15 protein-coding genes and 3 tRNA genes are annotated in these 19,276 nt (G+C 72.3%); 13 read left to right on the forward strand and 5 right to left on the reverse strand.

Annotated features, from left to right (window positions below; translation table 11 throughout):
- The first annotated feature begins 294 nt into the window (after positions 1-294).
- The 5 genes from ABH941_RS37195 (at position 295) to ABH941_RS37215 (ending at position 7,352) form a co-directional block, all read left to right on the forward strand.
- Positions 295-1,200, forward strand: coding sequence for a sirohydrochlorin chelatase (locus ABH941_RS37195; RefSeq protein WP_370135165.1), 906 nt, complete (start codon positions 295-297; stop codon positions 1,198-1,200).
- Between the two features lie 61 nt (positions 1,201-1,261).
- Positions 1,262-2,524 carry a deoxyguanosinetriphosphate triphosphohydrolase gene (locus ABH941_RS37200; RefSeq protein WP_370135167.1) on the forward strand — a complete coding sequence of 421 codons (1,263 nt, stop codon included), beginning with the start codon at positions 1,262-1,264 and terminating at the stop codon, positions 2,522-2,524.
- 103 nt (positions 2,525-2,627) lie between these two features.
- Complete coding sequence (locus ABH941_RS37205; RefSeq protein WP_370135169.1) at positions 2,628-3,887, forward strand: NAD(P)/FAD-dependent oxidoreductase; 1,260 nt, start codon at positions 2,628-2,630, stop codon at positions 3,885-3,887.
- 75 nt (positions 3,888-3,962) lie between these two features.
- Complete coding sequence (gene dnaG / locus ABH941_RS37210; RefSeq protein ID WP_370135172.1) at positions 3,963-5,879, forward strand: DNA primase; 1,917 nt, start codon at positions 3,963-3,965, stop codon at positions 5,877-5,879.
- Between the two features lie 321 nt (positions 5,880-6,200).
- Positions 6,201-7,352: an RNA polymerase sigma factor gene (locus ABH941_RS37215; protein ID WP_370135175.1), complete on the forward strand. Its 1,152-nt coding sequence runs from the start codon at positions 6,201-6,203 to the stop codon at positions 7,350-7,352.
- A gap of 18 nt (positions 7,353-7,370) precedes the next feature.
- On the opposite strand, the gene ABH941_RS37220 is transcribed toward ABH941_RS37215, so the two are convergent.
- On the reverse strand, positions 7,371-8,795 hold the full coding sequence (locus ABH941_RS37220; protein WP_370135178.1) for an FGGY family carbohydrate kinase: 1,425 nt from the start codon (positions 8,793-8,795) through the stop codon (positions 7,371-7,373).
- A 79-nt stretch (positions 8,796-8,874) separates the two neighbouring features.
- On the reverse strand, positions 8,875-9,174 hold the full coding sequence (locus ABH941_RS37225; protein ID WP_370135181.1) for a YtxH domain-containing protein: 300 nt from the start codon (positions 9,172-9,174) through the stop codon (positions 8,875-8,877).
- Between the two features lie 283 nt (positions 9,175-9,457).
- Between ABH941_RS37225 and ABH941_RS37230 the strand changes: the two genes are divergently transcribed.
- The 4 genes from ABH941_RS37230 (at position 9,458) to ABH941_RS37245 (ending at position 11,260) form a co-directional block, all read left to right on the forward strand.
- Positions 9,458-9,530, forward strand: a tRNA-Asn gene (locus ABH941_RS37230).
- A gap of 32 nt (positions 9,531-9,562) precedes the next feature.
- A tRNA-Asn gene (locus ABH941_RS37235) sits at positions 9,563-9,635 on the forward strand.
- 81 nt (positions 9,636-9,716) lie between these two features.
- A complete protein-coding gene (locus ABH941_RS37240) occupies positions 9,717-10,169 on the forward strand; it encodes a type II toxin-antitoxin system PemK/MazF family toxin (protein ID WP_370135184.1) in 453 nt (150 codons plus the stop codon).
- A 104-nt stretch (positions 10,170-10,273) separates the two neighbouring features.
- On the forward strand, positions 10,274-11,260 hold the full coding sequence (locus ABH941_RS37245; protein ID WP_370135187.1) for an aldo/keto reductase: 987 nt from the start codon (positions 10,274-10,276) through the stop codon (positions 11,258-11,260).
- Between the two features lie 140 nt (positions 11,261-11,400).
- Here the strand turns inward: ABH941_RS37245 and ABH941_RS37250 are convergent.
- The 3 genes from ABH941_RS37250 to ABH941_RS37260 form a co-directional block, all read right to left on the reverse strand.
- Positions 11,401-11,474: transfer RNA gene (locus ABH941_RS37250), tRNA-Ile, on the reverse strand.
- A 155-nt stretch (positions 11,475-11,629) separates the two neighbouring features.
- On the reverse strand, positions 11,630-13,057 hold the full coding sequence (locus ABH941_RS37255) for a glycosyltransferase 87 family protein (RefSeq protein ID WP_370135190.1): 1,428 nt from the start codon (positions 13,055-13,057) through the stop codon (positions 11,630-11,632).
- A gap of 196 nt (positions 13,058-13,253) precedes the next feature.
- Positions 13,254-13,691, reverse strand: coding sequence for a MarR family winged helix-turn-helix transcriptional regulator (locus ABH941_RS37260; RefSeq protein WP_370135193.1), 438 nt, complete (start codon positions 13,689-13,691; stop codon positions 13,254-13,256).
- An 82-nt stretch (positions 13,692-13,773) separates the two neighbouring features.
- On the opposite strand from ABH941_RS37260, the gene ABH941_RS37265 reads away from it, so the two are divergent.
- From ABH941_RS37265 to araA, 4 genes are all read left to right on the forward strand, one after another.
- Positions 13,774-14,823 carry an NADP-dependent oxidoreductase gene (locus ABH941_RS37265; RefSeq protein WP_370135196.1) on the forward strand — a complete coding sequence of 350 codons (1,050 nt, stop codon included), beginning with the start codon at positions 13,774-13,776 and terminating at the stop codon, positions 14,821-14,823.
- Between the two features lie 315 nt (positions 14,824-15,138).
- Positions 15,139-16,923 carry a ribulokinase gene (araB, locus tag ABH941_RS37270; RefSeq protein ID WP_370135200.1) on the forward strand — a complete coding sequence of 595 codons (1,785 nt, stop codon included), beginning with the start codon at positions 15,139-15,141 and terminating at the stop codon, positions 16,921-16,923.
- A complete protein-coding gene (locus ABH941_RS37275; RefSeq protein WP_370135203.1) occupies positions 16,920-17,648 on the forward strand; it encodes an L-ribulose-5-phosphate 4-epimerase in 729 nt (242 codons plus the stop codon). Before araB ends, ABH941_RS37275 begins: the two co-directional genes overlap by 4 nt.
- Positions 17,645-19,153, forward strand: coding sequence for an L-arabinose isomerase (gene araA / locus ABH941_RS37280; RefSeq protein WP_370135206.1), 1,509 nt, complete (start codon positions 17,645-17,647; stop codon positions 19,151-19,153). The genes ABH941_RS37275 and araA overlap by 4 nt, the downstream gene beginning before the upstream one ends.
- The last annotated feature ends 123 nt before the right edge of the window (positions 19,154-19,276 follow it).

The following is a 19,276-nucleotide window of genomic DNA, read 5'->3' on the forward strand; positions in this document are numbered from 1 at the left end:
TTGCTGACGGCCGCCCCCGCCCGCCGTGAGGGGTGGGGCTGCGTCTTCCCGGGGAGCGACCCCCCGTACCCCCGCGAAACCCGTGGTGGCCGGTGCCCCTTGCTGACGGCCGCCCCCGCCCGCCGTGAGGGGTGGGGCTGCGTCTTCCCGGGGAGCGACCCCCCGTACCCCCGCGAAACCCGTGGTGGCCGGTGTCCCTTGCTGACGGCCGCCCCCGCCCGCCGTGAGGGGTGGGGAAACTCGGTGTGACGGGGGTGCAACTGGCTGGAAACACCCGTCCGGCAGGCTGGCGTCATGACGCCGACCGACTCCACACCCGACGAGGGCCCGCTCGGCAGCAGCCATGCCGAGCTGATCGCGGAGATCGCCCACCGCTTCACGCCCCGTCCCTCGGACCCGCACCGGCACCTCCGGGCCCTGCCGTCCCGGTCCCCGCGGCGGTCCGCGCGACCCGTGCTGGTGGCCGTGGCGCACGGTTCCCGTGACCCCGCCGCGCTGGCGACCGCGCTGCGGCTGCTGGACCAGGTCCGCGCGCAGCGTCCGGGGCTCGACGTCCGGCTGGCCCACCTGGACCTGAACGAGCCCCGGCTGGACGAGGTCCTGGGCGACCTGCCCCGGTCGGGCCGGAGCGACGTGGTGCTGGTCCCGCTGCTGCTGGGGCGCGGCTTCCACGTACGCGTCGACATCCCCGAGCAGCTGGCCCGGCACCCGCATCTGGACGCCGCCGTCGCCCCGCCGCTCGGCCCGCACCCGCTGCTCGCCGAGGCGCTGCAGGTGCGGCTGGCCGAGGCCGGGTGGGACGAGCCCGAGACCGTCAGGCTGCGCCGGCGCGAGGCCAGGGACGCCGTCGTCCTCGCCGCCTCCGGGTCAAGGGACCCGGCTTCGGTCAAGGACGCGCAGACCCAGGCGCTGCTGCTGGCAGCCCGGCTGCACGTCCCGGTCGTACCCGCGTTCGTCTCGGCGGCTGCGCCGACCGTGACGCAGGCGGTGGCCGCCCTCTGCGCCCGCGGCTACCGACGGATCGCCGTCTCCTCCTACTTCACCGCCCCCGGCGACTTCGCCCGGCTGGCCGCCGGCGCCGCGCCCTGGCTGGTGGCGGCCCCGCTCGGCGCCCAGGAGGCGATGGCGGCGCTGGTGCTGGAGCGCTTCGACCGGGCCGCGGCGGGGGACCGGGTGATGGCTGCCGCGCAGGCGGTCTGACGCCCTCTCCGGAGGCGTGTCCTGCGGTTTCTGTCGTACCCGGCGGATACGGTTGCCGGATATGGACGACAAGGAACAGGTCAGCGCCGGTTACACCGCGGCGGCGCAGGACCGCTGGGTGGAGGAGCCGGACAAGCGTCCCGGCCGGACCGCCTTCCAGCGCGACCGCGCCCGCGTGCTGCACTCCGCCGCGCTGCGCCGGCTGGCCGGGACGACCCAGGTCGTCGCCCCGCTGGCCAGCGACTTCCCCCGGACCAGGCTCACCCACTCGCTGGAGTGCGCCCAGATCGGCCGGGAGCTGGGCGCCGCCCTGGGCTGCGACCCGGACCTGATGGAGACGGCCTGTCTGTCCCATGACATCGGCCACCCGCCGTTCGGCCACACCGGCGAGGCGGCCCTGGACCGGGCCGCCGCGAGTTGTGGGGGGTTCGAGGGCAACGCCCAGAGCCTGCGCATCCTGACCCGGTTGGAGCCCAAGCGGTTCGACGACCTCCCGGGCCACGACGGCCGCAGCGTCGGCCTCAACCTCACGAGGGCCGCGCTGGACGCCGCCACCAAGTACCCCTGGACCAGGGGCAGCCACCCCGAACTGCCGCTGAAGTACGGCGCCTACGCCGACGACCTGGCCGTCTTCAGCTGGCTGCGGGAGGGCGCGCCGGAGCGCCACCGCTGCTTCGAGGCCCAGGTCATGGACTGGTCCGACGATGTCGCCTACTCCGTCCACGACGTCGAGGACGGTCTGCAGGCCGGGCATGTCGCGCCCGCCGCGCTGCACTCCGCCACCGAGCGGGCCGAGCTCTTCTCGGTCGCCGGGCACTACGCACCCGGTGCGGACGAGGGCGAGCTGGCCGAGGCGCTGGACCGGCTGCAGGCCGAGGAGTGGTGGCCGCACAGCTACGACGGTTCGGCCCGGGGCAGGGCCGCGCTCAAGGACGCCACCAGCCAGCTGATCGGCCGTTTCTGCACCGCCGCCGAGCAGGCCACCCGGGCCCGCTACGGCCCGGGCCCGCTCAGCCGCTACAGCGCCGATCTGATCGTCCCGCGCGGGGTCCGGCTGGAGTGCGCCGTCCTGAAGGCCGTCGCGGTCCGCTATGTGATGCAGCGTGACGACCAGGGACAGCTGCGGACCTGGCAGCGCGCGGTGATCGGGGAACTGGCCGAGGCGCTGGTCGCCGCGGCACCGGTCGGCCTGGACCCGGTGTTCCGGGCGCTGTACGAGGAGGCCGCGGACGACGCCGGCCGGCTGCGCGCCGTGGTGGACCAGATCGCCACGCTGACCGACGCTTCGGCGGCGGCCCGGCACCGGGAGTTCGCCTCCGGGTAGTCGGGCAGCTGTGCGGGTGTTTGCCTGGGCTTTGCCGCGGCCTTTTGCGCGGGGCGCACAGGCGCTATGAAGGGTGCGGGCCGAACTGACAAAGGAGACCACGATGGTGGACGCACACGAGACCTATGTCATCGTCGGAGCCGGGTTGGCGGGGGCCAAGGCCGCCGAGACCCTGCGCGCCGAGGGTTTCACCGGCCGGGTCATCCTGATCGGTGAGGAACGCGAGGCTCCGTACGAACGCCCCGGGCTGTCCAAGGGCTTTCTCACCGGTACCGCGTCCCGGGCCGATCTCTTCGTCCACGACTCGCACTGGTACACCGAGCACGACATCGAGCTGCGGCTCGGAGCCCCGGCGACCCGGCTGGACCGCCCGTCCCGGACCCTCCACCTCGCCGACGGCACCGTGCTCACCTATGACAAGCTGCTCATCGCCACCGGCTCGGCGCCGCGCACCCTGGACGTCCCCGGGATCGACCTCGGCGGGGTCCACTACCTGCGCAAGCTGCCCGACGCCGAGCGGCTGTGGGCCTCGCTGCAGACCCTGGGCCGGGAGAACGGCCGGCTGCTGCTGGTCGGCGCGGGCTGGATCGGCCTGGAGGTCGCCGCCGCGGCGCGCGGCTACGGGGCGGAGGTCACCGTCGTCGAGCCGCAGCCGACCCCGCTGCACGGGGTGCTCGGCCCCGAGCTCGGCGAGTTCTTCTCCCGGCTGCACGAGGACCGCGGGGTGCACTTCCACTTCGGCGCCGGGGTGACCGGGATCGAGGGCGAGGACGGCATGGTGCTGGCCGCGCACACCGACGACGGGGACGAGCACCCGGCGCACGCCGTGCTGATCGGCATCGGTGCCGCCCCGCAGACCGCCTTGGCCGAGGCCGCCGGCCTCGCCCTAGCCCCGCGCGAGGAGGGCGGCGGCATCGCCGTGGACTCCGCGCTGCGCAGCTCCGACCCGGACGTCTTCGCGGCCGGTGACGTCGCCTCGGCCGAGCACCCGCTGTTCCAGCGACGGCTGCGGGTCGAGCACTGGGCCAACGCGCTCAACGGCGGCCCGGCGGCGGCCCGCTCGATGCTGGGGCAGCCGGTGGTCTACGACCGGGTCCCCTACTTCTTCTCGGACCAGTACGACCTCGGCCTGGAGTACTCCGGCTACGCCGCCCCGGGCTCCTACGACCACGTGGTGGTCCGCGGCGACGCGGGCAAGCGGGAGTTCATCGCCTTCTGGCAGGACCCCGAGGGACGGGTGCTGGCCGGGATGAACGTCAACGTCTGGGACGTGGCCGGCGGCATCCAGCAGCTGGTCCGTTCCGGGCGTCCGATCGACCCCGACCGGCTCGCCGACCCCGCGATCCCGCTCGGCGAACTCTGACGGGCCGGGGAGCGACCACGGGGGTCGCTCCCGCACCGTCCGGCACTGTCGGCCCCCGGGCATACACTGCACGACGTGGCAGGGCGCATCAAGGACGAGGACGTGGACGCGGTTCGGGCCGCCGTCCGGATCGACGCTGTCGTGGGGGAGTACGTCCAGCTCACCAATGGCGGCGGCGGTCAGCTCAAGGGCCTCTGCCCGTTCCACGACGAGAAGTCCGCGTCCTTCTATGTGAACCCCAGCAAGGGCGTGTACAGCTGCTTCGGCTGCCAGGAGAGCGGCGACACCCTCGGCTTTGTCATGAAGATCGAGCATCTGTCGTTCGTGGAGACGGTCGAACGGCTGGCGCCCGGCGTCGGCATCACCCTGCGCTACGAGGGCGGCGGCTACCAGCCGGGCCAGCAGAAGGGCGAGCGGACCAGACTGCTGGAGATCAACAAGATCGCCGCCGCCTGGTTCACCGAGCAGTTGAGCAGCCCGGAGGCGGAGATCGGGCGGCGCTTCCTGAAGGAGCGCGGGTTCGAGGCCGAGGCCGCCGGGCACTTCAGCGTGGGCTACGCCCCCGGCGGCTTCGAGCACCTCACCCGCTTTCTGCGCGGGCGCGGCTTCTCCGACCGCGAACTGCTGCTCTCCGGCATCTGTTCGGAGGGGCAGCGCGGCCCGATGGACCGCTTCCGCGGCCGGCTGGTCTGGCCGATCCGCGACATCACCGGCGAGGTCGTCGGCTTCGGCGCGCGCAAGCTGCGCGAGGACGACAACGGCCCCAAGTACCTGAACACCCCGGAGACCCCGCTCTACAAGAAGTCCAACGTCCTCTACGGGATCGACCTGGCCAAGAAGGACATCGCCAGGACCGGCCGGGCGGTGGTGGTCGAGGGCTACACCGATGTGATGGCCTGTCACCTCGCGGGCGTCACCACGGCGGTGGCCACCTGCGGCACCGCCTTCGCCGAGGACCACATCAAGATCCTGCGCCGGCTGCTGATGGACACCTCCGCCTACCGCGGCGAAGTGGTGTTCACCTTCGACGGCGACGCGGCCGGACAGAAGGCCGCACTGCGGGCCTTCGAGGACGACCAGAAGTTCGCCGCCAGGACCTCCATCGCCATCAGCCCCGGCGGCATGGACCCCTGCGAACTGCGGCTGGCCCAGGGCGACGAGGCGGTGCGCACGCTGATCGAGCACCCGGTGCCGCTGTTCCTGTTCGCCATCCGGGCCGCCGTCGCCAGCCACAACCTGGAGACCGCGGAAGGCCGTTCGGCCGCGCTGGAGCAGGCCGCGCCGATCGTCGCCCGGATCAAGGACGGCTCGATCCAGCACGACTACGCGGTCCAACTCGCCGGCATGGTCGGCATCCTGGACGAGCAGTTCGTGGTCCGCCGGGTCAGCCAGCTGGCGCGTTGGCAGCGGGAGCGGGACCAGCAGGCGGCGCGCTCGGGAGTCCGTCGCCAGGGCCAGCAGCAGGGGGCTCCCGCCGCGGCGGCGCCGATGCGCCCGGCGTACCGGCTGAACCCGCGCGACCCGGCCCAGTTCGTGGAGCGGGAGCTGCTGAAGCTGGCGCTCCAGCACCCCGCGCTGGTCGCCCCCACCTTCGACTTCTACGCCCAGGACGAGTTCCCCACCCCGCCCTACGGCGCGGTGCGGGCCGCCATCGCGGCGGCCGGCGGCGTCGAGGCGGGGGCGGCCGCCCCCGACTCCTGGTCCGGTCTGGTCCGCGCGGCCGCGCCGGACGACGGCGTACGCGGGCTGATCACCGAGCTGACGGTGGAACCGGTCCGCACCCGCCGCGCCGCCGACGCCGTCTACGCCGGGGAGTTCCTGGTCAAGCTGCGGCTCCAGGCGGTGGACCGCAGGGTCGCCGACTGCCGCGCCCACCTCCAGCGGCTCGGGCCCCGGGCCACGGCGGAGCAGCTCTCCGCCGTCCAGGGCGAGCTGTGGGCGCTCCAGCAGTACGGCCAGTCGCTGCGCGAGCGCGGTGCCGCAGCCCTGTAGCAGGCTGCTGAAGCGCTGCGCCGGGCACATGCCAGTCACCGTGCGTACCGAGAAAGTCCGCGCACACGTCTCTGCCTGAGCGTCAGCGCAGGAGCACACTGGGTTGCGGTGCCCGACTCATCAGAGCGCGAGACCGTCGAGCCCGGCGGAATCTCGCCTACCGCGTCCCGGACGGAGGGCGGCGAGGCCCCCGCCGTCCCGATGCCACCTGCTCCGCCGCCCCCCTCCAGGATCCACAGTTCCACGAACGGTCCCAGCCCCGGCCAGCAGGCGTCGGCCCCCTCGTCCGCAATGCGACATCCGGCGCCGGAAGGGAAGGACGTGGACCTCGCCACGGCCATCCGCCCAGCCCAGCAGGACAGTCCCGAGCAGGACGCGCAGGTGCGGCTCAGCGCACCCGACCTGCCGCCGCCCGACCTCCTCGCCGACGAGGACGCCGAACCTGTCGCCGATCCCGTCGACGAGCCCGCCATCGATCCCCTCATCGATCCTGTACAGGCGGACGAGCGTGCCGACGACCGCTCGGACGCTCCCGTCCCCTCCCTGGACGACACGGCCGGTCCCTCCGCCGACTTGTTCCGCCAGTACCTCCGCGAGATCGGCCGGATTCCGCTGCTCACCGCCGTCGACGAGGTGGACCTCGCGCGCCAGGTCGAGGCCGGGCTGTTCGCCGAGGAGTACCTCAACTCCCGTCCCGGCCTGGACGACGACCTCCTGGTCAGCGATCTCGACAAGCTGATCGTGCTGGGCCGGATCGCCAAGCGCCGCCTCATCGAAGCCAATCTGCGCCTGGTCGTCTCGGTGGCGAAACGGTACGTCGGACGCGGCCTGACCATGCTCGACCTGGTCCAGGAGGGGAATCTGGGCCTGATCCGCGCGGTCGAGAAGTTCGACTACGCCCGCGGCTACAAGTTCTCCACCTACGCCACCTGGTGGATCCGGCAGGCGATGAGCCGCGCGCTGGCCGACCAGGCCCGGACGATCCGGGTCCCGGTGCATGTGGTGGAGCTGATCAACCGGGTGGTCCGGGTGCAGCGGCGGCTGCTCCAGGAGCGGGGCAGTGAGCCCACCCCGGCCGAGGTCGCCGCCGTGCTGGAGCTGCCGCCCGAGCGGGTCGTCGAGGTGCTCAGGCTGGCCCAGGAGCCGGTCTCGCTGCACGCGCCGGTCGGCGAGGAGGACGACGTCGCCCTGGGCGACCTGATCGAGGACGGCGACGCGACCTCCCCGGTGGAGTCCGCCGCGTTCATGCTGCTGCGCCAGCATCTGGAGGCGGTGCTCTCCACCCTCGGCGAGCGCGAACGGCGGGTGGTCCAGCTGCGCTACGGGCTGATCGACGGCCGCCCGCGGACCCTGGAGGAGATCGGGCGGATGTTCGGGGTCACCCGCGAACGGATCCGCCAGATCGAGTCCAAGACCCTCAACAAGCTGCGCGACCACGCCTTCGCCGACCAGCTCCGCGGCTACCTGGACTAGGAGGGTGCTGCCGCACCGTCAGCTCAGCTCTGGGTGCGCTTGCGCCCGTACCGCGGCGAACTGCTGCCGGATCGCGCGGCCCACGCTGACGTCCTCGCCGGGGTCGATGGTGACCGCGTCGCGCAGCGGCCAGGCCGGCGGCAGGGCGGTGTCGGCCAGTGCCCAGGCGGCCTGGCGGGCGGCCCCGATCGCGGCGTAGTCGCCGGGCGCGGGGACCACCACCGGCACGCCCAGGATCAGCGGGGCGATGCTCTGCACGGCGGCCAGCCGTCCGGCGGAGCCGGTCAGGAACACCCGACGGACCGTCACCCCGTGGTCCCTGAGCACGTCCAGCGCGTCCGCGAGCCCGCACAGCATGCCCTCGACGGCCGCCCTGGCCAGGTGCTCCGGACGCATCGACTCGATCCGCAGTCCGGCCAGGGTGCCCGCGGCATGCGGCAGCCGGGGGGTGCGCTCGCCTTCCAGATAGGGGAGCAGCACCAGTCCGTACGAGCCGGGGGTGGAGCGCAGCGCCAGATCGCTGAGCCCGGACGCGTCGGTGCGCAGCAGTTCGGCGGTGGCCTGCAGTACGCGGGCCGCGTTGAGCGTGGTGACCTGCGGCAGATGCCGTCCGGTGGCGTCGGCGAAGCTGGTGACCATGCCGCTGGGGTCGATGACGGCCTTGTCGTGGACGGCGTGGATGGTGCCGTTGCTGCCGAGGGAGACCATGGCGTCGCCGGGTTCCAGGCCGAGGCCGAGCATGGTGGCCATGGTGCTGCCGGTGCCGGCCGAGATCAGCAGGCCCTCCGGGCTGTGGCCGGCGGCTTCGGAGGGGTCCAGCACCTCGGGGACCGCGGCCTCGTGGCCGAGGGCCAGGGTGAGCAGGTCGCCCCGGTAGCGACCGGTCGCGGACGACCAGTAGCCGGTGCCCGAGGCGTCGCCGCGGTCGGTGGTGCGCCGGGCCGGGTGGCCCAGCAGCTGCCAGACCAGCCAGTCGTGCGGCAGCAGCACCTCGGCGACGCGGTGGGCCGACATCGGTTCGTGCTCGGCCAGCCAGCGGAGCTTGGCGACGGTCGATCCGGTGGTGGGCACCCCGCCGACGGCCTCGGCCCAGGCGCCGGGTCCGCCGAGCTCGGAGACCAGGTGCGCCGCCGCGCCGGCGGCGCGCGGGTCGGCCCGCAGCAGCGCCGGACGGACCAGCACCCCGCCGGCGTCCTGGACGAGCACGCCCTGCTGCTGGGCGCTGACCCCGATCGCCCGGACGCCTTCGAGCATCCCGCCGTCCGCCGCGGCGCCCAGCGAGCGGAGCCAGGACTGCGGGTCGATCTCGGCCACGGAGCTTCCGGCGGCGGCCGCGCCCGGGTGCGGAGCACGGCTTTCGCGGAGGACAGCGCCCGTGTCGGTGTCGCAGACAACGATCCTGGTGTTCTGGGTGGAGCAGTCGATGCCAGCAGAAATCGCCATGGAACGAGATCATGCCGCACCCGGAGGGCCGTCAGCACCACCCCGGCACGGGGGGACACTCCGGCCGTGTCGGGGGCGACTACTTCCCGGTACTTCCCCAGGCGTCGTTCTTCGCGGCCGCGGTGCGTTCCCGCAGGTAGGGGACCCGGTCGGTGACCGAGGCGGGCAGTTTGTCGCCGACCCGTCCGGCCACCGCGTCGGCGGCCTTCCCGGCCGCGTTGCCCGCCGCGTCCTTGGCGCTGCGGGTGGCGTTCTGCACGGCCGGCGTCTGCGAGAGATCACGGGCAGTCTTGCGGAGCTGCTCGTAGCGTTCGCGCCCGGCGCGGGTGCCGAGCACGTAGCCGAGGGCCAGCCCCGCGAGGAACGTGAGCTTGCGCATGTCGCCTCCACCTCTCTCCGTGCGGAGGGCCCGCGCGCTCCGTCCGGGTCCGCACCGCATCCTGCTTCGGAGCCTACGGGGCTCGTCCGGGCTCGCCTACCCGCCACGACGGAGGGTGAACCAGGCAGGTGCGGGAGGGCGCGGGCGCGGGCCGGGGCGGGCCGGGGGCGGGCCGGGGTAACGATTGGCGGAGCACCCCCCTACGTGCGCTAATGTATGACCCGCAGCAAGCGCGGCCCAGCAGCCCGACGGAGTCGGGGCGACGGTCCTCGCAGCCGCACCTTCCCCCATAGCTCAATTGGCAGAGCAGCCGACTGTTAATCGGCAGGTTATTGGTTCGAGTCCAATTGGGGGAGCTGCCGGAAAGCCAGACCGGTATTACGAACGATCCTCCATAGCTCAATTGGCAGAGCAGCCGACTGTTAATCGGCAGGTTATTGGTTCGAGTCCAATTGGAGGAGCTCCACACAAGGGCCCCGACCACGGTCGGGGCCCTTGCCGTTGCGGGGCTGTTGCGGCGTGCAGCAGGGAGGGACCAGGGGATGACGCAGGCTCAGATACTGGAGATTCTGGCCGCCGTGGCGGTCGTGGTGGCCGGCGCACTCGGCTACGGCGCGGCCCGCAGGCGCCGGGGCGGATCGTCGCGTCCGACCCCGGCCGGGCCGCCCAGGACCGCTCCCTCCCGGCTGCCGCAGCCCCGGGAGATCTGGTGGGCGGACGTTCCGTTCGAGGACGGCCCCGGCTCCAAGGACCGCCCCTGCCTGGTGCTGCACCGCAACGCCCGTACCGCGACGGTGCTGAAGATCACCAGCAAGCATCACACCGAGCGCCCCGGCGTCCTCCCGCTCCCTCCCGGCAGCGTGGGCGACCGCGACCAGCGCGCCAGCTGGCTGGAGACCGACGAGCCGCGCGAGGTTCCGCTGGACCACTTCCGCCGCCGGGTCGGCGCCGTCGACGGCCGGCTCTGGGCCCGGGTCCAGAAGGCCCGCGCCTGACCGTGCCTGATCGTGCTTGACGGTGCTTGACCTGGAGCGCGCTCCAGCAAGCAGACTCCCTGTCAGGGCCCGCGAGTGACGGGCCGTGACGCTGAGGAGTCCCCATGCGCAACCGTACGATCGGCACCGACCCCGCCACCCGTCGTGACGTCAGCGTGCTCAGCCTGGGTGCCATGCTCTTCGGCAGCCGCACCGACGAGGCGACCTCCTTCGCCATCCTGGACCGCTATGTCGAGGCCGGCGGCAACTTCATCGACACCTCCGACAACTACGCCTTCTGGGACGACGGAAGCCAGGGCGGCCAGAGCGAGGAACTGCTCGGCCGCTGGCGCCGCAGCCGCGGCATCGGGGACGAGATCACCATCGCCACCAAGCTCGGCGCCCGTCCGCTGGCCCCCGGCACCGGCTACATCGACAACCCCGAGGGCCTCTCGGCGAAGGTGATCCGCGAGTCCGCCGAGCGCAGCCGGGAGCGGCTGGGCCTGGACCGGCTGCCTCTGCTCTACGCCCACATCGAGGACCCGCGGGTGGACCTGCGGGAGACGGTCGAGGCCTTCGCCGAACTGGTCGCCGAGGGTACCGTCGGCCTGCTGGGCGTCAGCAACCACTGGGCCTGGCGGGTGGAGCGGGCCAGGAGCATCGCGGCGGCGGCCGGACTGCCGGGCTACGAGGTGCTGCAGTACCGCCACACCTACCTCCGCCCCCGCGCCGACCTGCCGGGCCAGCTCTCCCAGGACGGCGACCACGGCCTGGTCGGGGCCGACCTGCTGAGCTATCTGCGGGAGCACCCCGAGCTGACCATGATCGCCTACTCCCCGCTGATCGCCGGCGGCTACACCCGCACCGACAAGCCGCTGAGCCCGGCCTTCGACCACCCCGGCACGCAGGTCAGACTGGCTGCGCTGCGCCAGGTCGCGGGCGAGACCGGAGCCACCGTCAACCAGGTCGTGCTCTCCTGGCTCATCGGCGGCGAGGTCCCGATCCTCCCCCTGGTCGGCGCCTCCTCAGTGGCCCAGCTGAACGAGTCCCTGGCCGCCGTCGACCTGGACCTGACGACCGACCAGCGAGCCCGCCTGGACGCGGCGCACTGACGCGTCGGGGACCGTCAGCCCACTCCATCGCCCCTCGGCCCGTTCCTGTGGACCCGTTCGAGTGGAAAAGGGCCCCGCGATGCATGCATCGCGGGGCCCTTCAACTAACGTAGTGGCTGATAAAGCCCTACTTCCTGCGGTGGGGCGGGTGGGACTCGAACCCACGACCAAGGGATTATGAGTCCCCTGCTCTAACCGGCTGAGCTACCGCCCCCTGGCAACCCGGTCGGCGGACCGTCCGGGGTTCCCCTGTACTGACCAGTACTGGACATTCTGACTGATCGTCGTACAGCAGGACGAGCGGCTCTGGTGAGCACCGCTCGCCGCAGCATAGCTGGTGAGACGCGCTGTTCGCGCGGGGGGTTCCTATTAGGTGGATCTTTCCAGGGGGGCGAGCGGGCATTCCCGTTGCGTCGGGAGCACCGCCGTGAGCCGCAGGTCCGCCGCGTGCCGGCAGCGCAGCAGCCGGGTCAGCGCGACCCCGAGCAGGAGCAGGCCGAACAGGGAGTAGACGGAGGAGAGCGGTTGCTCCCAGGAGCGCAGCCGCAGGCTGGTGTCGGGGCTGTGCGGGGTCAGCCACATGCTGAAGCAAAGGAAGCAGATCAGGGCGCCGCCGAGCACGAGGCGCCAGCGCAGACGGCGTGGGCCGTGCGGCCGGGCCTGCTCCGCCGCGGCCTCGGCGCCGAGCAGCACGATGATGGGGACGCACCAGACCCAGTGGTGGGTCCAGCTGATCGGCGAGATCAGCAGCGCGGTGACGGCCGCGCAGAGCACGCCCCAGGCCTCGGCGCGGGGGAGGTGCTGCCGGTTGCGCACGATGGCGGCGGAGATGCCGAGGCCGGCCAGCGCCGTCAGTCCGGCGAGGACCGCCCAGGACAGGGTGGGGTCGGGCTCGTGCAGCAGCCGGGCCAGGGTGCCCCGCACCGACTGGTTGTCGGAGATCTGGGTCCGTCCGACCCGGTGCGCGTCGTAGAGGTAGTGGGTCCAGAAGTGCCAGGAGTCGTTCGGCAGGGCGATCCCGCCCAGCAGCACGGTGCCGAGGAAGGCGGCGAAGGAGGTGAGCGCGGCCCGTGGGCGGCCGGTGAGCAGCAGGTAGACGCCGAAGAGGCCGGGGGTGAGCTTGATCCCGGCAGCGATGCCGATCAGCAGCCCTTTGCGCCGCGAGCCGTCGGGCCGGTTCAGGTCGGCCAGGACCAGGCAGGCGAGCAGCAGGTTGATCTGCCCGTACCTGAGCGTCGTCCACACCGGTTCCAGCCAGACGCCGAACCCCACGGCGGCGACCACCGCCTGTGGCCGCAGCGAGCGCCGGGGCCAGCCGACGAGCTGGAAGGCGAGCCGGGCCAGTGTGCCCAGCAGGGCGAAGTTGCCGACGGTGACCAGCACCCGGAGCACCCCGACCGGGATGAGGGAGGTGGGGACGAACAGCAGCGCCGCGAACGGCGGGTAGGTCGCCGACAGGTTGAACTGCGGCACGACCATGGCGTAGAGGTCGCGGCCCTGGCGGACGGTGTCGCCCTCGGCGCGGTAGACGACCATGTCCACCATGTCGACCCGGGTGAAGTGCCGGACCAACGCGTAGCCGAGCAGGGAGAGCAGGGTGCCGCCGACGACCCAGCGGGTCACGCGGGGCGTGCCGGGCCGGTTCCGGCTACGGTTCCGATTCCGGTTCGGTGATTCGTCCGTACGGCTGAGCCGCAGGCCGCTCTTCAGGCCGCTGTCGATGCCGCTGTCGAGGTTTTCGAAACTCTGGGTGGCCGTGCTCTGCTGACTGCCGTCTACTGCCACATCCCCCGCCATGTCCCCCGTTGGAATCGTGCGTCCGACGGGTCCCCTGTCGACTCGTCATCCGCGGGAGTCTAGCGGTTCGCTCAAACGGGAACGTCCCCCTGGGCGGGTGGGCGGAAGTCATCCTTTTGGACCACAAAGCGCTCTGATCTGCGCTTTTTCGTGCACCAACGCAGCTGGGACGGGGGTGTGGCCGGCCGCATCGGAGTCAGCGCGGCTGCTGCGCACCCTCGACGATGCGCTGCAGCAGATCCCGCAGCTGCTCGCGCTCGTCCGGCTCCAGGGCCGCCAGCGGCGCCCGGGCGAAGTTCAGCGACTCACGGAGCTCCGCGGAGGCGACGCGGCCGGCCTCGGTGGCGGCGACCCGCTTGACCCGCCGGTCGTCCGGGTCGGCCTGACGGGCGACCAGGCCGCGCAGCTCCAGTCGGTCGACGATGCCGGTGATGTTGGACGGCTCGCAGCTCATGGTCTGCGCGATCTGGCGCATCGGCATCGGTCCGCGCCGCAGCAGTGCCAGCACCTTGGCCTGGGCGCCGGTGAGCGAACGGGCCGAAGCGGCCTCCTCGTACTCCTTGTGGAAGAGCGCGACCAGGTTGGCCATCAGGTCGACGACTTCGAGGGAGAGCGGATCCAGCTGCTGCGACATACGCTCAGGGTAGCTGAATATTTGACATGGTTAACCTTTCTGGTGCAGGTTTACTTACTGAGCTCAACTAAAGATGTAGTCAATGAACGAGAAAGTGAAGGAACCCGACATGGCGCAGCAGACCCTCCCCGCGACCGGTCGCGAGTGGCACCTGGCGGCCCGCCCCAGCGGTTGGCCGACCCCCGAGGACTTCGCGCTGGTCGAGGCGCCGGTGCTGGCGCCCGGCGCGGACCAGATCGTGGTCCGCAACGAGTTCCTGTCGGTCGACCCCTACATGCGGGGCCGGATGAACGACGTGAAGTCGTACGTCCCGCCGTTCCGGCTCGGCGCGGTCATGGACGGCGGCGCGGTCGGCCGCGTGGTCGCCTCCGAGGCCGAGGGCTTCGCGGTGGGCGACGCGGTACTGCACGGTCTCGGCTGGCGCGAGTACGCCACTCTGGACGCCGCCAAGGCGGTCAAGGTCGACGACTCGCTGCCGCTCCAGTCCTACCTGGGCGTACTGGGCATGACCGGGCTCACCGCCTACGCGGGGCTGCTGGAGGTCGGCTCGTTCAAGGAGGGCGAGGCGGTGTTCGTCTCCGGCGCGGCCGGGGCTGTCGGCAGCATGGTCGGCCAGTTCGCCAAGCTGCGCGGCGCCTCACTGGTCGTCGGCAGCGCGGGCTCGCCGGAGAAGGTCCGCCGGCTGGTCGAGGAGTTCGGCTACGACGCAGCCTTCGACTACAAGGCGGGCCCGGTCGCCGAGCAGCTCGCCAAGGCCGCCCCCGAGGGCATCGACGTCTACTTCGACAACGTCGGCGGCGAGCACCTGGAGGCCGCGATCGGCGCCCTCACGCTCAGGGGCCGCGCGGTGCTGTGCGGTGCGATCGCCCAGTACAACGAGACCGGCGCCGCGGTCGGGCCGCGCAATCTGGCGCTGGCGATCGGCAAGCGGCTGCGCCTGCAGGGGATGCTGGTGGGCGACCACTTCGGGCTGCAGCCGGCCTTCGCCGCCGAGGTCGGCGGCTGGCTGCGGGACGGGAAGCTGCGGGTGGAGGAGACCGTGGTGGACGGCTTCGAGCACAGCGTGGACGCCTTCATCGGCATGCTGCGCGGGGCCAACACCGGCAAGATGCTGGTGCGCGTGGAGGGCTGACCCTCCCTCGGCTGCTGCGGCCGCCGGGCCGCCGCCTGCCCCGGCCGCCGCCCTCCGCTCCGGGGGCGGCGGCCGGGTGCACGGGCCGGGGTGCGCGGCTGGGTTGTACCGGCGCGGGCGAAAGGGTTTCGGTGGTCCGTTTACTTCTGCGCAATCTATTGACGCTGCCCGCATGTGAGCGTTAACAATTGACCACGCCGCCAGCACGGAGGGGCCGACGGACCCCCGGATCCGCCGGAAGAACCGTTGCGACGGCCTCTGCATGCCGCCTGTAACCTGTCCCGCTGGGATTGCCGCTTCCTCGGAGAGCCAATTGTGAGCGTTAACATCACCACCCCCGTCACTGTGGGCATCGACTTCGGCACGCTCTCCGGCCGGGCCGTCGTCATCTCCGTCGCGGACGGCACCCAGCTCGCCGACGCCGTCCACGAGTACCGGTACGGCGTGATCGACACCGTTCTGCCGGACGGGACGACCACGCTGGCGCCGGACTGGGCACTCCAGCTCCCGGAGGACTGGCGGGACGTGTTGCGCAACGCCATTCCCAGGGCGTTGGAGCTCGCCGGGGTCACCGCTGACCAGGTCATCGGCATCGGGACCGACTTCACCGCCTGCACGGTGCTGCCGACCACCACCGACGGCACCCCGCTCTGCGAGCTCCCCGGCCTGGCCGGCCGGCCGCACGCCTACCCCAAGCTCTGGCGCCACCACGCCGCCCAGCCGCAGGCCGACCGGATCAACGCGCTCGCGGCCGAGCTGGGGGAGCCCTGGCTGGCCCGCTACGGCGGGAAGATCTCCAGCGAGTGGGAGTACGCCAAGGCGCTCCAGCTGCTGGAGGAGGACCCCGAGCTCTACGCGGCCGCGGACCGCTGGATCGAGGCGGCGGACTGGATCGTCTGGGAGCTCACCGGCCAGGAGAACCGCAACCTCTGCACCGCGGGCTACAAGGGCATCCACCAGCCCGACCTGCTGCCCGCCGAGGACGGCGGCCGACCCGGCGCCGAGTACCTGAGCCGGCTGAACCCCGGCTTCGCCGGCTTCACGGCCAAACTGGACCACCCGCTCGCCGCCCTCGGCGACGCAGCGGGCACACTGACCGCCCGGGCGGCGGCGCTGACTGGGCTCAATGAGGGGACCCCGGTCAGCGTGGGCAATGTCGACGCCCACGTAACCAACGCCGCCGCCCGGGCTCTCGACCCTGGGCACATGCTCGCCATCATGGGCACCAGCACCTGCCACATCCTCAACTCCGACGTCCTCGCCGAGGTCCCCGGCATGTGCGGGGTGGTCCGCGACGGCGTCGTCCCCGGGCTGTGGGGGTACGAGGCCGGGCAGAGCGGGGTCGGCGACATCTTCGCCTGGGCCGTCCGCACCGCCGCGCCCGAGTCCTACGCCGTCGAGGCACGGGAGCGCGGGCTGAGCCTGCACGAGCTGCTCACCGAGAAGGCCGCCGCCCAGCCGGTCGGCGCGCACGGCCTGGTCGCCCTCGACTGGCACAGCGGCAACCGCTCGGTGCTGGTGGACCACCACCTCTCCGGCCTGGTCCTCGGCCTCACCCTGGACACCCGTCCGGAGGAGCTGTACCGGGCCCTGCTGGAGGCCACCGCGTTCGGGACCAGAGTCATCGTCGAGGCCTTCGAGCAGGCCGGGGTCCCGGTGACCGAGTTCACCGTGGCCGGCGGGCTGCCCAAGAACCACTTCCTGATGCAGATCTACAGCGACGTACTGCGCCGCCCGGTCAATGTCATCGGCTCCGAGCAGGGCGGGGCCCTGGGTTCGGCGATCCACGCCGCGGTCGCGGCCGGGGCGTACCCGGACATCCGCACCGCCTCGGCGGCCATGGGCCGGATCAACCTCGCCGTGCACACCCCGGACGAGAAGCGCGCCGACGCCTACGACCTGCTCTTCGCCGAGTACCGCGAGCTGCACGACCACTTCGGCCGGGGCGGCAGCGACGCGCTGCACCGGCTGCGCGTCCTGCGCGACGCGACGCGCACCGCGGCCCAGGCCGCCGCGGGCGCCGCCAGTGCCGCCGGCGCTTCCGGTGCTCCTGGCACCGACCCCGTTGACCCCGCTCTGTTGCTGGAGGAAGCCCGATGACCACCCCTCTCGACCGGCTGAAGGCAGAGGTCTGCGCCCTGCACGCCGAACTGCTCCGTTGGGGACTGGTCGCCTGGACCAGCGGCAACGTCAGCGGCCGGCTCCCCGGCACCGAGCTGATGGTGATCAAGCCGAGCGGGCTCTCCTACGACGAGCTGACGCCCGAGCAGATGATCGTCTGCGATCTGGACGGCAAGGTCGTTGAGGGTGAACTGTCCCCCTCCAGCGACACCGCCGCCCACGCCTACGTCTACCGCAACCGCCCCGACGTCGGCGGCGTGGTGCACACCCACTCCCCGTACGCCACCGCCTGGTCGGCGGTCGGGGAGCCGATCCCCTGCGCCATCACCGCGATGGGCGACGAGTTCGGTGACGACATCCCGGTCGGGCCGTTCGCCCTGATCGGCGACGACTCCATCGGCCAGGGCATCGTGGCCACCCTGGACGGGCACCGCTCGCCCGCCGTGCTGATGCGGCAGCACGGGGTCTTCACCATCGGCAAGGACCCCAAGTCCGCCGTGAAGGCCGCCGTGATGTGCGAGGACGTGGCCCGCACCGTCCATCTGGCCCGCCAGCTCGGGCCGGTGAGCCGACTGCCGCAGCAGGACATCGACCGGCTCTACGACCGCTACCAGAACGTCTACGGCCAGGCCAAGGCTCAGGCCCCGGCCCCGGATGAGGCCCAGGCTCCCGTGACTGTCGGCTCCGAAGGAGACCACGTATGACCGCCTCCACCCCGTTCCCCACCCGCCAGGTCTGGTACCTCACCGGTAGCCAGGGCCTGTACGGAGAGGAGACGCTGCGTCAGGTCGCGGACCAGTCCGGGGAGATAGCCGCGACCCTGGCCGCGGGGCTGCCGGTGCAGCTGGTCGTCAAGCCGGTGCTCACCGACGCCTCGGCGATCCACCGGGTGATGCTGGAGGCCAACGCCGACGACGCCTGCATCGGCGTGATCGCCTGGATGCACACCTTCTCGCCGGCCAAGATGTGGATCGCCGGACTGGACGCGCTGCGCAAGCCGCTGCTGCACCTGCACACCCAGGCCAACGTCCGACTCCCGTGGTCCACCATCGACATGGACTTCATGAACCTGAACCAGGCCGCCCACGGCGACCGCGAGTTCGGTTACATCCAGTCCCGGCTCGGAGTCGCCCGCAAGACGGTCGCCGGCCATGTCAGCGACCCGGTGACGGTCGCCAGGGTGGCCGGCTGGGTCCGCTCCGCCGTCGGCCGCGCCGAGCTGCGCACCCTCAAGCTGGCCCGCTTCGGCGACAACATGCGCGATGTCGCGGTCACCGAGGGCGACAAGGTCGAGGCGCAGCTGCGCTTCGGCCTCTCCGTCAACACCTACGGGGTCAACGACCTGGTCGAGGTGGTGGACGCGGCCACCGACGCCTCCGTCTCCGAGTTGGTCAAGGAGTACGAGGACCGCTACCGGGTCGCCCCAGAGCTGCGCCAGGGCGGCGAGCGGCACGAGTCGCTGCGCTACGCGGCGCGGATCGAACTCGGCCTGCGCGGCTTCCTCGGCGAGGGCGGCTTCGGCGCCTTCACCACCAACTTCGAGGACCTGGGCGGCCTGCGGCAGCTCCCCGGCCTGGCCGTGCAGCGGCTGATGGCCGACGGCTACGGCTTCGGCGGCGAGGGCGACTGGAAGACCTCCGCACTGCTGCGCACCCTCAAGTCCATGGCGGTCGGCCTGCCCGGCGGAACCTCGTTCATGGAGGACTACACCTACGATCTGACTCCTGGTCAGGAGCTGATCCTGGGCGCCCACATGCTGGAGGTCTGCCCCACCATCGCGGTGGACACCCCCAGCGTGGAGATCCACCCGCTGGGCATCGGCGGCCGGGAGGACCCGGTCCGGATGGTGTTCGACGCCGCGCCGGGCCCGGCGATCGTCGTCGGCCTCGCCGACCTGGGCGACCGCTTCCGGCTGGTGGCCAACGAGATCGACACCGTCGCCCCGCCGGAGCCCCTGCCGGAGCTCCCGGTCGCCCGCGCGGTCTGGCGCCCGCGCCCCGACCTGCGCACCTCCACCGAGTCCTGGCTCACCGCCGGCGGCCCGCACCACACGGTCTACTCCAGCGCCGTGGGCGCGGAGGAGCTCGCCGACCTGGCCGAGATGACCGGAACCGAACTGGCCCTGGTCGACGCGGACACCACCACCCGCAGGCTCACCCAGGAGCTCCGCTGGAACCAGGCCTACTACCGGCTGGCCCAGGGGTTCTGACGGGGCATCAGGCATGGTGTGTGTCCTGCGGTGCGCGCAGCGCAGGACACATGTCGGTGTGACACGGCGGCACGGCGGCTACGGGGAGCGGGCTGCCGTGTCAGCTTTGCGCTGCTCCAGCGC

The organism is Streptacidiphilus sp. EB103A (assembly GCF_041261405.1).
In the GTDB taxonomy this organism is placed as follows: domain Bacteria; phylum Actinomycetota; class Actinomycetes; order Streptomycetales; family Streptomycetaceae; genus Streptacidiphilus.